This window comes from Streptomyces sp. NPDC030143 (genome assembly GCF_055573695.1).
This window is the reverse complement of record NZ_JBVIAY010000035.1, coordinates 1-13,381: the sequence shown is the minus strand read 5'-3', so window position 1 is coordinate 13,381 and position 13,381 is coordinate 1. Positions and strand designations below refer to the sequence as shown.

The window sequence follows — 13,381 nt, the reverse complement described above, 5'->3', positions numbered from 1 at the left end:
GGGACGGGCGGCCGGCGACGGCCGCCCGGGTCACTCCTGGACCTTGCCGCCGGTGATGCGGGAGATGGCGAGGGCGACCAGGATGATCAGGCCGTTGAGGGCGCCGATCCACTGGGCGGGGACGCCGCCGAGCGTGAGCACGTTCTGGATCATGAAGAGCAGCAGGATGCCGCAGAACGCGCCGAACATGGTGCCCTTGCCGCCGTTGAGGCTGATCCCGCCGATGACGGCGGCGGCGAACACGGTGAAGATGTAGCCGTTGCCCTGCGCGGAGGCGACGGAGGCCAGCCGTCCGGAGAGCAGCAGTCCGGCGAGTGCGGCGAGCAGGCTGCCGGTGACGATGACGATCCACAGCACGCGGTCGGTGCGGATGCCGGCCGCCTTCGCGGCGTCGACGTTGCCGCCGATGGCGTACAGCGAGCGGCCGAAGCTGGTCCAGCCGAGCACGACGATGGCCACGGCGAACAGCACGAGGCAGATCCAGATGGACGCGGGCATTCCGAGCCACTGCGCGGTGCCGGGGTAGAGCATCGACTGCGGCAGCTGGAAGAACGTCTGGCCACCGGAGATACCGGTGAGGATGCCGCGCAGCACGATCAGCATGCCGAGGGTGACGATGAAGCCGTTGAGGCCGAAGCGGATGATCAGCAGGGCGTTGACCACGCCGACGAACACGCCCACGGCCAGGGTGACGGGGATCGCCCAGGCGCCGGAGAGCAGGCCGAGTCCGTGTCCGGCGCCGGCCGGCACGACCAGCCAGGCCGCGACACCGGGCGCGAGGCCCATGGTGGACTCCAGCGACAGGTCCATCTTCTTGACGATCAGGATCATCGTCTGGGCGAGGACCAGCAGGGCCATCTCGGACATCGTCTGGAGAACGTTGATGAGGTTGTCGGTCTGAAGGAAGACCGGGTTGACGATCTGACCGACGATCGCGATGACGACGATCGCGGGGACGAGGGCGAGGTCGCGCAGCCGGGCCAGCGGGATCCGGCCGCCGAGCAGCGCGGTGCGCCCTTGCTTCGGTTCCGCGGCCTTGGCGGCTGTGTCCGCGAGGACGGTTTCAGGCATTGAGGTCCACTCCTTCCATCGCGGCCACGAGGTCGTGGTCGTGCCAGCCGCGGGCTATCTCTGTCGTGACCCGGCCCTGGAACATCACCAGGATCCGGTCGCACATGCGCAGGTCGTCGAGTTCGTCGGAGGCGATGAGCACTCCGGTGCCGGTCCGGGCGGTCTCCTCGACCTTGCCGAGGAGGAATTCCTTGGAGCGCACGTCCACGCCCGCGGTCGGGTTGATCAGGACCAGCAGTCGCGGGTCGTCGGCCAGGGCGCGGGCCATGACGACCTTCTGCTGGTTTCCTCCGGACAGGGCGGAGACGGGCAGATCGGGGCCCGGCGTCTTGATCGCCAGCTTCTCGATCATGTTGTCGGCGAGCCGGTCGCGTCGGTCACGGCTGAGGAGGCCGTTCCTGCCGAGCCGGTGGGGCACGGACAGGGTGGCGTTGTCGGCGATCGACATGTCGGGCACGAAGCCCTGGTGGTGCCGGTCCTGGGGGACGAACCCGGCGCCGGCGGCGAGCGCGGCGGGCACGCTGCCCGGCCGGGGCCGCCGCCCGGCGATCTCCACCTCGCCGGTGGCGGCAGCCCACAGCCCTACGACGGTCTCGGCTACCTCGGTGCGTCCGCTGGCGGCGGCACCGGCGAGGCCGACGATCTCGCCGGCGCCCACCTGGAAGGTGACGTCTTCGTACGTGCCGTCGCTGCCCAGATCCCGCACGGACAGCGCGGGGGCCGCGGCGGGGTCGAGGGTGCCCGAGCGCACCTGCTGCCGGTCGGCCGCCGCCTCGCCGGTCATGGCGGCGACCAGCTCCGTGCGGGGGAGGTCCGCGACGGGGGCGGTGACGATGTGCCGGGCGTCGCGGAACACCGTCACCATGTCGCAGATCTCGTAGACCTCCTGGAGATGGTGACTGATGAACAGGAAGGTCACGCCCTGGCGTTGCAGGTCGCGGATGCGGTCGAAGAGCCGGTTGATCGCGGCCGCGTCGAGCTGTGCGGTGGGCTCGTCGAGGATGATGAACCGGGCCCCGAAGGACAGCGCCCGGGCGATCTCGACGAACTGCCGCTGCTCGACGCTGAGTTCGTCGGCCGGGGACTGCGGGTCGACGTCCACCGACCAGGTCGACAGCAGCTCCTGGGCTCGGCGGCGTACGCCGGTCCAGCTGATCAACCTGTGGGGGCCGTGGTGGTGACGGTTCAGGAAGAGGTTCTCGGCGACGGTCAGCGTGGGGATGATCGTCGACTTCTGGTAGACGCAGGCCACGCGCTGTCGCCAGGCGTCGCGGTCGCTGAGCCGGGGGGCGGGGCCGCCGCCGAAGGTGACCGTTCCCTCGTCGGGGGCGTGCAGGCCCGTCAGGACGGAGACCAGGGTCGACTTGCCGGCTCCGTTGCGGCCGACGAGTGCGTGGGTCTCCCCTGGCCGGATGGTGATTCGGGCGCCGTTCAGGGCAACTGTCGGACCGAATCGTTTGACTATGCCCGTCGCCTCGACGACGGGCGGTGTCGCGGGGGCCCGTCCGTCGTCCGCCGGGGCGGGCGCGGGGGTGACTGCTCGCTCCCCGTCTCTCATTTCAACCGCCTTGTAGTGGTGAGCCGTTGGATGCCTGAGAGGGCCGGTCAGCCGAGGTTGTTGCCCCACAGGGAGGGGTCGTCGCTCTTGACGCTGGGCACGCCGCCGTAGGTGCCGCCGTCGACGGTGACCAGGGGAGCGGAGAGCTGGTCCTCCAGCAGGCCGTCGCGGACCTGGATGATGGTGCTGTCGTGGTCGGTCTTGCCGGGCTTGAACGTCTTTCCGTCTATCGCGGCCTTGAGGTAGTACAGGGCGTACTTGGCGTAGAGGTCGGCCGGCTGGGAGACCGTGGCGTCGATCTTCCCGGCGGCGATGGACTTCAGCTCCTCGGGAATACCGTCGTTGGACACGACGAAGACGTGCTTCTTGTCCTTCGGGTCGACCAGCAGGCCCTTCTGCTTGAGGACCTGGAGGGTGCCGGCCAGGGCGAAGCTGGACTGCATGTAGACGCCCTTGATGTCCGGGTGGGCGGTCAGGTCGGTCTGGAGCTTCTGCGCGGCGACCGCGCCGTCCCAGTTGGTGGCCTCGCCGAACACCTTGATGCCGGGGTAGTTCTTCTTCATGCAGTCGTTGAACGCCTCGGTGCGGTCACGGCCGTTGATGGAGTCGAGGCCGCCCTGGAGCATGACGACCTTGCCCTTGCCGCCGAGCTTGGTGCCCAGGTACTGGCAGGCCTTCTCGCCGTAGGCGCGGTTGTCGGCCCGCACCACCATGAACACCTTGCCGGTGTCGGGACGGGTGTCCACGGTGACGACCGGGATCTTCTTCGCCTCCAGCTGGGCCAGGGTGGGCGCGATGGCGGCGGTGTCCTGCGGGGCCATCGCGAGGCCCTTGACGCCCTGGCTGATGAAGGTCTGCGCGTTGGCGGTGAGCTTGGCGACGTCGTTCTGGGAGTTCGTGGTCTTCAGGTCCAGCCCCAGCTCCTTGGCCGACTGGGGCGTGTACTTGATGTACGAGTTCCAGAAGTCGGTGTCGGAGCGCGGGTAATCGACGCCCACGAGCGGCTTGCCGCTCGACGAGGCGGTGGTGCCGGAGCCGCTGCAGGCGCTGAGCAGCGTCAGTGCGCAAACGACGGAGGCGGTGGAGCCGAGTGCGGTTCTCAGTCTCATGGGTACTTCCTCGCGCTGGTCCCGGAGCGGGTTGTTACTCCGATGCGACGGCTGTGTGTCGTCGGCGGAGAGATGGGATGTTTATAGAGCGGGGGAAGCGAGGTTGTCTAGTGGGTGCGGCAAAACTGCTGGAGATGACCGCTGGATGATCTCGCCGGGGCCGCCGTCGGGCTTCCTGGGCAGTGAATCCATCCCATCAATGATGCGTACTCGTGATGCGCTGATGGCTTGCCTGTGGACTGCCCGTGTGGTGGCGCACCCTGTGTCGGGTCCTTAGACATTCCATGTTTGCCGCCACTGCAATGCGCTGATAGCGCCTATATATGGACAAAAGCTAATGCTGATACGGGTTTTCATCCCTGCACACCCGTTGACATCAGTGCGTCACATGGTCGAACTTCATGCGTAACCTCCGACGCTCCAGAACCGTCGGCGTCCCGCGTCTACCCCTGCCCCCCTTGCCCCTACCTCAGGGATGTCCTCATGTCGCGTTCGCTCAACAGACGCCAGTTCCTGTCCGCCGCCACCTGTGTGGCGGCGGCAGCCATAGCCGGTGGTGGCCTGGGCGCCGGCGTCGCCCAGGCGGCACCGAGCACCTACACCCCCGACTGGAACTCGGTCGATCAACACCCGCCGGCTCCGGAGTGGTTCCAGGACGCGAAGTTCGGGATCTACTTCCACTGGGGCGTCTTCAGCGTTCCCGCCTTCGGCAACGAGTGGTATCCGCGGACCATGTATCAGGCGGGCGACAGCGTCAACCAGCACCACATCGCGACCTACGGCCAGCCCTCGGCATGGCCGTACCACAACTTCATCAACGGGGCGAAGGACCTGGCGGGCAACTTCGTGCAGTTCGCGCCCAAGCTGAAGTCGGCCGGCGGGAACTTCGACCCCAACGAGTGGGCGCAGCTGTTCATCGACGCGGGCGCGAGGTTCGCGGGGCCGGTCGCCGAGCACCACGACGGCTATTCCATGTGGAACAGCCAGGTCAACGAGTGGAACTCGGTCACCAAGGGCCCGAAGCTCGACCTGCTGCAGCTGTTCACCACGGCGATCCGGGCCAAGGGCCTCAAGCTGCTGGTCGCCATGCACCACGCGTACCACTACAACGGCTTCTACGAGTTCGCCCCCGCCCAGACCGACCCCAGCCTCAAGAAGCTCTACGGCCAGCTCGGTGCGGCCGCGGAGAACCAGCTCTGGTACGACAAGCTCAAGGAAGTCATCGACCTCGCGCAACCGGACATCCTGTGGCAGGACTTCAAACTGGACGCGGTCGACGAGACGCAGCGCCTGAACTTCCTGTCCTACTACTACAATCAGGCCAACGCCTGGGGCCGTGAGGTCGTCGCCACCTACAAGGACGGGTTCAACGGCAAGGGCGAGGTCTTCGACTACGAGCGCGGCGGGCCGGGCGACCTCACCAGCCCGTACTGGCTGACCGACGACAGCATCTCCAGCTCCAGCTGGTGCTACACGCAGGGCATCGGCTACTACAGCAACCAGCAGATGCTGCACTCGTTCCTCGACCGGGTCAGCAAGAACGGCAACGTGCTGCTGAACATCGCGCCGATGGCCGACGGCACCATCCCCCAGGCGCAGAAGGACATCCTTCTCGGCATGGGCGACTACCTGAAGCGCTTCGGCGAGTCGGTGTACTCGACACGCGCCTGGAGCGTGTACGGCGAAGGCCCGACGAAGATGGGCGGCGGCGCCTTCACGAATCCGACGGCCGGCACCGCGCAGGACATCCGCTTCACCCGCAACAAGGCGGCCAACGTCCTGTACGCCACCGTCCTGGGCTGGCCCGGCAGCTCAGTGACGATCAAGACGCTCAGCTCGGACCGCATCAACCTCTCCTCGCTGACCTCGGTGAAGCTGCTCGGCTCCACCGCCGGCACCTACATCGACCTGCCCGCACCCACGCAGACTTCCTCCGGCCTGAGGGTCACCCTGCCGTCCTCGGCGCCGTACAGCGCGGGCGCCTACGTCCTGAAGCTGGCCTTCTCCGGCACCATCCCCGGCCTGCTGCCGCTCGCCGGCGCCGCCGCCTTCACGGACGTCAACTACACGGGCAACTCGGCCCCGTTGCCCGCCGGCGACTACACCGCGGCCGACCTGAGCGCGGCCGGACTGGGCACCCGCACCATCTCCAGTTTGCGTCCCGCCCCCGGCTACCAGGTGATCGGCTACTCCGGCGACAACTTCACCGGCACCGCCTGGACCTTCACCGCCGACAACCCGGACCTCAGGGTCACCGGCAACAACGACCAGATCACCTCGCTCAGGGTCCAGTTCAATCCGTCGAGGTACTTCCGGATCACCAACGCCACCAACGGCCTCGCCCTGGACAGCGGCGGCAACGTCGCCTCCGGATCCAACCTCAAGCAGTGGAGCTGGGACTCCAGCACCAACCTCCAGTGGCAGGCGGTCGACGTGGGCGGCGGCTACTACAAGCTGGTCAACCGCACCAACGGCATGGTCGCCGACGGCTGGGGCAGCACCGCCGACGGCTCCCCGGCCCAGCAGGCTCCCTGGAACGGCGGCCCCAACCAGCAGTGGAAGATCACCACCCGGGGCGGCAACAGCTACACGATCGCCAACCGCACCACCGGCCTGGTCCTCGACGGCGGTGGCAACGTCACCTCGGGCTCGGTCACCAAGCAGTGGACCTACGGCAACAGCACCAACCTGCAGTGGACCTTCACGGCGCTGTGACTCCCGCAGCGCCATGACCCACGGCCGCGGCGGGCGCGCTCTCGGGCCTGCCCGCCGCCTTCACCGCCTCACCCCCGAACATCATCCCATCGGCGTCCAGAACCCCCGAACTCGGTGAACTCCGGATCCAGAAGCTCCAGGACACGGGCAGGGGAAGCACGCACCCTGGGATCGAGAAGCCGCATCTCCCCATCGATGGCCGCCTGTACGGCCCGCTTACTTTCGTCCGTCATGGGGAAACCCTACGGACCCTGCTTGCCAAGGCACAGCGAATTGATCACTCGACGCGAGGACGGCAACGGCGATGCCGTACTCGAGAACATGCCTCAATGGAGTGATCATCACCTGCCTCCGGAACTCAGCGCACGTGCTGCCGCCAAACAGGAGCCAAGCCGCACGGCCTTCCGACAGCCGCCCAGTGGGACCGACCATCAGAGTCACAGGACGTGGTCTAGGCATCTCTGGGAGTTAAGAAGTCAAGCTGGCCTCCTCGGTAGTTGGCTTGTGGGCGAAGAAGCTGGCGATCTTCCACTTCAGCTCTTCGTCGAGCTCCTGCACCAGTTGAGCGTCGATGGTGAAACCGGCTTGGTTCAGCAATCGCGCGAGCTGGTCTGTGGGCAGGCGATAGGACTGCAAGGACTCAGTGGACGGGCTGGTCGTTCTCCGTCGGGTGGGGCAGTCGGGAGACGCTGAACGTCACGCTGGTAGAACCCGAGCTGGTGGTGGAAGTCGGCGTCGACGTCGCCCGTGACGCCTCCGGCCGGGGGCGCCACCCAGCACGCCTGCACCGTGCCCGCCCCGACCTCTCCCCCGCCGGCGTCCCCCGTTGGACGTCGCCACCGCACTGACGCGGCCCGAGCGCGGCGGCCCCGCCGACGCGCAGCAAGAGCGAGCGCGCCCCGACCCCCGGCTGCGTCCGCGCCGCCCATCCGGCTCCTCCCTCACCCTCGACTCCAGCCAGGGCATGGTCGAAGGGGGTCACAACGGGGATGTCAGCGACCCGAGCACGCCGTACGCCTGTGGTGGCCTGGGCGGACTCCAGGGTGCTGTTGGAGGACGGCGCAACGTGGGTTCCGGTGGAGGTCATACCGCAGTTGCTCAGCGCAGGACGGCCGCCAGCAGGTCTGTGCCAAGCGTCGTCGTCTCGGGCAGGTTGAGGGTGTAGTGGACGTAGCGCCCGTGCCGCCGGGTTGTGAGCAGGCCCGCGCGGCGCAGGACGGCGAGGTGGCGCGAGACCTCCGGGGGTCACCGGCACCGCCATGACATGGCGTCGTCGCGGGTCTGGTGTGCATGCCCGCGGTGGGCCGATGGCTGGATCGGGTCGCACGCAGCACGGTCGTGGCGGCGTCGGTGCGGGTGCGGGGCGTGGCGCTGCTGCTGGCCACCCCGACGGGGGACGTCTGGCTGTTCGCGGCAGCGGCGCTCTTCCTCGGCATCGGCAACCAGGCGTGGCTGCCGCCCACGCGGCTCTCGTGGCCGCGGTCGCCCACGGCCGGGAACGCGACGCCGGCCTCGCAGGGGGTCGCGCCCTGCGCAACGCAGGTCTGGGCGCCGGCGCGCTCCTTGCCACCGTGTGCCTGGCGGGCGGCACCACCGCGTTGCAGGCGCTGGCAACCGTCACCGGACTCGCCTACCTCGCCGCGGCGGCCTTGGCGTGGTCGGTCCACGTGCACACTCATCCGGCCGCTGCCGCGGCCAAGGACGGGGAGGGGGACGACGAGCCTGTACCCCGGATGCGCACGCTGCTGGCCACCAACGTGATCTACGTCTTCTGCCTCAACGTCCCTCGCTGCCGCGCCACTCCTCTCCGCCTCCGCCCGCTGAAGGCGGGGGCTTGCCTTCGTCCCTCTTCTCCCTGCCCACGAGGGCCGGATTGGCGAAGGAGTCAGTGAGGCTGGGCGGAGGGGGAGGCGGCGGGGACGGGGTTCCCCTGGTTCGTGTTGTGGACACGAAGGAACGCAGAACGGTTGGGAGCGAGACCCGGAGGACCTTGACCTCCGCATCCGGAGGCGTGGCTCCGGGTTGCGGGCGGTGATCGTCAGTGCGCCCCTAGTCCTGGCCCGGGCCACCAACGGCTCCCCGCTCTCCGAGGAGATCCTCACCACCGCGGGCAGGGCTTTGACGGCAGCCGGCTGATCAGTGACACGCTGCCGGGCAGCCCGCCGCGGCAGATTCGCTGCCACGTCTCCGACGGCACCGCCGCCTTCCCAGCACGCCCCGGACGACGATGGTGGCCTGGTGCACTCCACCGGATCCAGCCGTCCGGGAGCGGCGCGGGGGTGCTGGTCTTCATGATGCTGACCGGGCCGCACCGTCCCTCGACCGGGCGGTTTCCGTCTCGGGCGTGGTGCGGGGGCCGGGGAGCGTGGCCGCCGCGGCGAGGTCGAGGTGGGAGCTCATGTCCAGCTCGAACCGGCCGTAGGGGTTCACAGGGGTCCAGAACACCGGGGACAGGGCCCGCCGGTCGGCGCCGGTGAGCCGCTTCCGCCACCTCTCCTCGCTCAGGATGGCTTGGAGGGGCAGGGTGTTGACGTGCACCAGCGCGGACTGGAGCAGGTGCAGGGCGCACATCGAGACCTTTTGGGTCCCCTTGTCGGAGCCGTCAGGTCGCCGTCCTTGCCGTAGAGCAGAGTTGTGGTTGGCGGAGTTCCAGTTCGCCACGGCCTGGAGGCCGTCGTTGATCTCACGGCGCAGCTCCGCGTCGGTACCCATGGCGGGTGTCGTCGGGATCGTCAGACGGTGATGATCTGCCATTGCTGTCGTGTCAGTGACGCGTACGGCTGCTGCGCGATGTTGGCTCCGTCGGCGGTGCTGCCCTCGTCGACGGCGAGGCAGAGCCCGCTGTAGCGGTTGATGAGGAAGTAGTGGCCGTCACCGGTGGGCGTGACGGCCCAGTGCTGCTGGGGAGCGTTGGCGTCCGACCAGATGGCCACGTTGCCGCCGTCGGCGCGAAGGAGACCCGCGACCTCCAGGAGCTTGCCGCTGCCCACGCCCTTGATCTCGTAGTAGCCGTCGCCGGTCTTGGCGAAGGTCCACTTCTGGTTGGCCTTGTTGAGCCAGGGCCACTGCAGGACGTTGGTGTTGTTCGCGGTGCCGCCGCCTTCCACGTCGGCGACCTTGCCGCTGTGCCGGGCGACCAGCCGGTAGACGGTGCCGTCGCCGGGCAGCGTGGTGGACACCAGTGCCGGTTTGGCCGTCCGGCCACCGATGTGGACGCCGCCCATGTTGACGTAGCCGCCGGTGGCCGCGTTGACCCGGATGCGTACGAAACCCACGTTGCGGGCGGGCCATTCGGCCACCTTGGTGGCGCGGTCACCGGCCCAGGTGCCGGTGGCGACCTGGGTGAAGTTCGTGCCGTCGACGCTGGTGGAGATGGTGTACGAGGTGATGTCGCCGTCGGTGGTGTTGCTGCGGTTCCACTGCTTGGGCAGGTACTCCAGGGTGGAGACATTGCTCCACACGCCGCCCAGATCGATCGTGATCGAGTGCGGCAGGGCCGAGGACAGCCCCCACGTCGACCAGCAGGTCTCGTAGCCCCTGTCGCTCAGACCGTCGATGGCGTTGAGCGGTCCCTCGCCGGTGCGGAATCCGGTCGCGTAGGCGCTGACCGGTGTCACGGGGTGCTCGGCGCGCAGCACCTGGGTCGGCAGTGGTGGCCTGGAGGTGTTGGGGCTCCATGCCGCTCCGACTTCGGCGAGCCGGTTGACGATGTTGGTGTCGAGCTTGCCGTTGCGGTTCGGCGGGCAGTTGAGGATGAACGAGGTGTACTTCGGTTCCAGGTCCGCCAGATGGGACAGGATCGCGTCCTTGCTCATCAGGCTCTCGGTCGGCGTGGTCGGATGCCAGAACCAGCCGTTGCTGATCGTCTGTCCCTGCGTGGCGGCGTAGTTGTTCCCGGCCGGCGCGGTGATGCCCAGCGGCTCCTCGAAGTAGATCGCGTCGCCGAGCCACGGCACGGACAGTCCACCGTGGTCGATCATGACGATGTCCGGCTGGAGCGACTTCACGTGCTCCCGGATCCGCTGGTAGGAGACGGCCTGCTGGCCCATCTGCCATGCGTAGCCGTCGGTGATGAACATGTCGATGGTGCCGTAGTTGGTCAGCAGCTCGGTGATCTGGCCCAGCATGAAGGTCATGTCGCTGGGCTGGATGGCATCGGTGATCTCGAGGCCGGACACCTTGTGCCGGCTCTCCCACGCCTCGACACCGAAGGTGCGGTCCCAGATCGAGTAGTAGAACCCGACCCTCAGCCCCTTCGCCCGGAACGCGTCGCAGTACGCCTTCACCACGTCCTGCTTGTAGGAGCTGTTCGCCACGTTCTGAGTGCCATAAGCGCTCGGCCACAGGGCGAAGCCGTCATGGTGCTTGGTCGTCAGGATGCCGTAGCTCATCTTCGCCGCCGCGGCGGCGGCCGCCCACTGGGCACAGTCCACGGCCGTGGGTGCGAACAGAGCGGGGTTCTGGTTCGGGGCCGCCCACTCCTCGTTGGTGAACGTGCCCAGGCTGAAGTGGTTGAACATGCCGAACCGCATGTTCACCAAGTTCTCCAGGTTGGTCTGGGGGTCCGCGGCGGCCGCCTGCGTCAGCAGGGGGGACAGTGCGGGGATCACGGGCAGCGCGGTCGCGGCGGCAGCGGCGCCCGCGGCACCCAGCAGCGCGCGACGGGACAGTCTTCCTGATGGCATGGGGGTACTCCCGGTTCGAGGTGGCTGTGGTGCTCGGGGTGAGGCAGGTGGGGCGGCAGCCCGAGGGCGTTCGGTCCCCAGACCGTCAGGTGCGGACTGGTCAGGGCTCCAAGGCGCCGGATGTCACGCATGAAGGTCGGTGAGCTGACTGCCCCGTGTCAACAGGTAAGCGGATGAAAGCGCTCAAGCGAGGAGCGGATGACACGGTTTTGTCCGCCTATACGGCTATTCGTTCTGCCAGAGACATGCCATGTTTTTGCGGAGAGCCGGAGCGCGACGCCCAAAGGTGCTGCTACATGCCCGAGTTCGGCTGCGCCACCTGCTCAGAGCGGATGCACGGGACATCGACACGAGTGCAAGCGTCCGTGCGTCACGAATGCGCATCATTGATGGGATGGATTACTCCGCCATAGCGGCCACGCGGCTGGGTTCCGCTAGATCATTTATCCGACTCCTCCAGGGGACTTCGACCCCTTGCCTAGACGACGCCACCAACTACCATCTATAAACATCCCATCTCTCCGGGGTGACGTCAGCAGTCGCATCTCCGAGACAATCCCCCGCTTCGGGACCAGCGCGAGGAAGTACCGAGGAGACTCAGAAATGCCCTCTGCTCCACCGTCACCGCTCTGTCCGCCCTGGCGCTGCTCAGCGCCTGCGGCGGATCCGCCACCACCGAGGGGTCCTCGAGCGGAGCCCCGCTGGTCGGGGTCGACTACCCGCGTTCCGACACCGACTTCTGGAACTCTTACATCAAGTACACGCCGGAGCAGGCCAAGGAACTCGGCCTCTCCCTGAAGACCACCAACTCGCAGAATGACGTCGCCAAGCTCACGGCCAACGCCCAGACCTTCATCAGCCAGGGCGTCAAGGGCCTTGCGATGGCCCGCAGGACACCGGCGCCATCGCGCCGACACTGGCGCAGCTGGAGGCGAAGAAGATCCCGGTCGTCACCGTGGACACCCGTCCCGACAGCGGCAAGGTCTACGTGGTCGTGCGGGCCGACAACCGCGCGTACGGGGAGAAGGCGTGCCAGTACCCCGGCACGAAGCTGATATCGGGCACGGCCCGCGGCCAGGGACGCGCGGCCGCGCTGCGGTTCGCGGCCGAGGCACCGGCCGAACTGCCCGGACTGTCCGGCAACGTCAAACACCTCACGGTGGTCAAGGAGACCGTCACCGGAGGCGTGACCCTGCCGCTCAACACCACCCACTCCTTCCAGTCGGTGAACCCCGACCGGTACATGCGCCACCGCAACTTCCTCGGCTACACCGACCCCGTGGACGCCTCCAGCACGATCCAGACCAAGCAGGACGCCACCTTCACCGTCGTCCCCGGCCTGGCCGACGCCAACTGCTACCAGTGTGGTGTGACGCGTGCCCAACTCACCGCCAGTGAGTGGGTTTTCAGTGGGCCGTTCGTGCCGGTCGGCAGGAACGGCCCGTTACCCGGAACGGCCGCCTGAGCAGTTCGAGGGGGTTGTCTGGCGGTTCCGCACCGGCAGCCGGTAGCGGGAGATGCCCCAGCGATTCGGCCGCCTGGCAGACGGTCCGCAACCGCTTCACGCGCTGACGAACCTCTCAAGATCGGGGGGGGCGAAGAACCGGCCGACGGCGGTCAGTGTCGCCGCCAGCCGGGTGAAGACCCTCGGTGTGTCTCGTTCTCTCTGCGGGTGTCGTGACGGGATGGAAGCGGGTCGTCAGGAACGCGACCACTGGAAGCTGGCTGCCGTGCCGCAGGTGCGCTGTTCGAGCAGGGCGAGGTTCTCGGCCGAGGCGCCGGCGACGTTGACGCACTTGCCGCTGTGGCGAGCCCTGAGCTGGAAGTATCCGTCGGTGGCGACCCAGGCGAACTGCTGGTTCGCGCCGGCATGGCAGCGGTACTGGACGATGCCGGCGCCGTCGGCGGTGGACGCGCGGTTCACGTCCAGGCACTTGCCGCTGTTGAGGTTCTCGATCTGGAAGTAGCCGTTGCCCACATCGACGAAGCGCCACTGCTGCCAGGGCTTGCCGTTCCAGGCGTACTGGCCGATCTTGGCGCCGTCGTCGGTGTTGGGCGCCTGGACGTCCATGACCTTGCCACTGTTGCGGTTGGCCAACCGGTAGTACGTCACCGCCGGTTCACCGGAGGGCACGGTGAGCGCCGTGTTCGTCGCCACCGGCACGCCGAGGTTCGGCGATCCGTCCGCGTTCCAGGTGATCTTCTGGATCCGGGTGGTGCGGGTGGCGCCGCAGCCCTGGGTG

Annotated in this window: 9 protein-coding genes and 4 pseudogenes; 4 read left to right on the top strand and 9 right to left on the bottom strand. The window is 67.9% G+C overall.

Going from position 1 to position 13,381, the window contains the following annotated elements; translation table 11 throughout:
- Positions 1-30: 30 nt before the first annotated feature.
- The 3 genes from ACZ4YY_RS34655 to ACZ4YY_RS34645 are packed head-to-tail and all read right to left on the bottom strand — an operon-like array spanning position 31 to position 3,738.
- Positions 31-1,071: an ABC transporter permease gene (locus ACZ4YY_RS34655; protein ID WP_468298993.1), complete on the bottom strand. Its 1,041-nt coding sequence runs from the start codon at positions 1,069-1,071 to the stop codon at positions 31-33.
- On the bottom strand, positions 1,064-2,629 hold the full coding sequence (locus tag ACZ4YY_RS34650; RefSeq protein ID WP_468298992.1) for a sugar ABC transporter ATP-binding protein: 1,566 nt from the start codon (positions 2,627-2,629) through the stop codon (positions 1,064-1,066). Before ACZ4YY_RS34650 ends, ACZ4YY_RS34655 begins: the two co-directional genes overlap by 8 nt.
- A 47-nt stretch (positions 2,630-2,676) precedes the next feature.
- Positions 2,677-3,738, bottom strand: coding sequence for a sugar ABC transporter substrate-binding protein (locus ACZ4YY_RS34645; RefSeq protein ID WP_468298990.1), 1,062 nt, complete (start codon positions 3,736-3,738; stop codon positions 2,677-2,679).
- A gap of 483 nt (positions 3,739-4,221) precedes the next feature.
- On the opposite strand from ACZ4YY_RS34645, the gene ACZ4YY_RS34640 reads away from it, so the two are divergent.
- Positions 4,222-6,453 (top strand): alpha-L-fucosidase, encoded by a 2,232-nt coding sequence (locus ACZ4YY_RS34640; RefSeq protein ID WP_468298988.1) that lies wholly within the window; start codon positions 4,222-4,224, stop codon positions 6,451-6,453.
- 83 nt (positions 6,454-6,536) lie between these two features.
- Here ACZ4YY_RS34640 and ACZ4YY_RS34635 read toward each other — a convergent pair.
- From ACZ4YY_RS34635 to ACZ4YY_RS34625, 3 genes and pseudogenes are all read right to left on the bottom strand, one after another.
- Positions 6,537-6,686, bottom strand: a pseudogene (locus ACZ4YY_RS34635) (DUF4440 domain-containing protein); the annotation flags it as partial.
- A 235-nt stretch (positions 6,687-6,921) separates the two neighbouring features.
- Positions 6,922-7,089 carry a hypothetical protein gene (locus ACZ4YY_RS34630; RefSeq protein WP_468298987.1) on the bottom strand — a complete coding sequence of 56 codons (168 nt, stop codon included), beginning with the start codon at positions 7,087-7,089 and terminating at the stop codon, positions 6,922-6,924.
- A gap of 462 nt (positions 7,090-7,551) precedes the next feature.
- Positions 7,552-7,698: pseudogene (locus ACZ4YY_RS34625) on the bottom strand (ArsR/SmtB family transcription factor); the annotation flags it as partial.
- Between the two features lie 2 nt (positions 7,699-7,700).
- Between ACZ4YY_RS34625 and ACZ4YY_RS34620 the strand changes: the two are divergent.
- Positions 7,701-8,267, top strand: a pseudogene (locus tag ACZ4YY_RS34620) (MFS transporter); the annotation flags it as partial.
- Positions 8,268-8,742: 475 nt separating this feature from the next.
- Here ACZ4YY_RS34620 and ACZ4YY_RS34615 read toward each other — a convergent pair.
- A complete protein-coding gene (locus tag ACZ4YY_RS34615) occupies positions 8,743-9,165 on the bottom strand; it encodes a Tn3 family transposase (protein WP_468298985.1) in 423 nt (140 codons plus the stop codon).
- Between the two features lie 20 nt (positions 9,166-9,185).
- Positions 9,186-11,138 (bottom strand): RICIN domain-containing protein, encoded by a 1,953-nt coding sequence (locus ACZ4YY_RS34610; protein WP_468298983.1) that lies wholly within the window; start codon positions 11,136-11,138, stop codon positions 9,186-9,188.
- 629 nt (positions 11,139-11,767) lie between these two features.
- Here ACZ4YY_RS34610 and ACZ4YY_RS34605 point away from each other — a divergent pair.
- Both ACZ4YY_RS34605 and ACZ4YY_RS34600 read left to right on the top strand, forming a co-directional pair.
- Positions 11,768-12,192, top strand: a pseudogene (locus tag ACZ4YY_RS34605) (sugar ABC transporter substrate-binding protein); the annotation flags it as partial.
- 105 nt (positions 12,193-12,297) lie between these two features.
- Positions 12,298-12,603 (top strand): AbfB domain-containing protein, encoded by a 306-nt coding sequence (locus tag ACZ4YY_RS34600; protein WP_468299063.1) that lies wholly within the window; start codon positions 12,298-12,300, stop codon positions 12,601-12,603.
- A 234-nt stretch (positions 12,604-12,837) separates the two neighbouring features.
- Here ACZ4YY_RS34600 and ACZ4YY_RS34595 read toward each other — a convergent pair.
- On the bottom strand, positions 12,838-13,381 hold a 544-nt coding region (locus ACZ4YY_RS34595; protein ID WP_468298981.1), incomplete at its 5' end, for an RICIN domain-containing protein.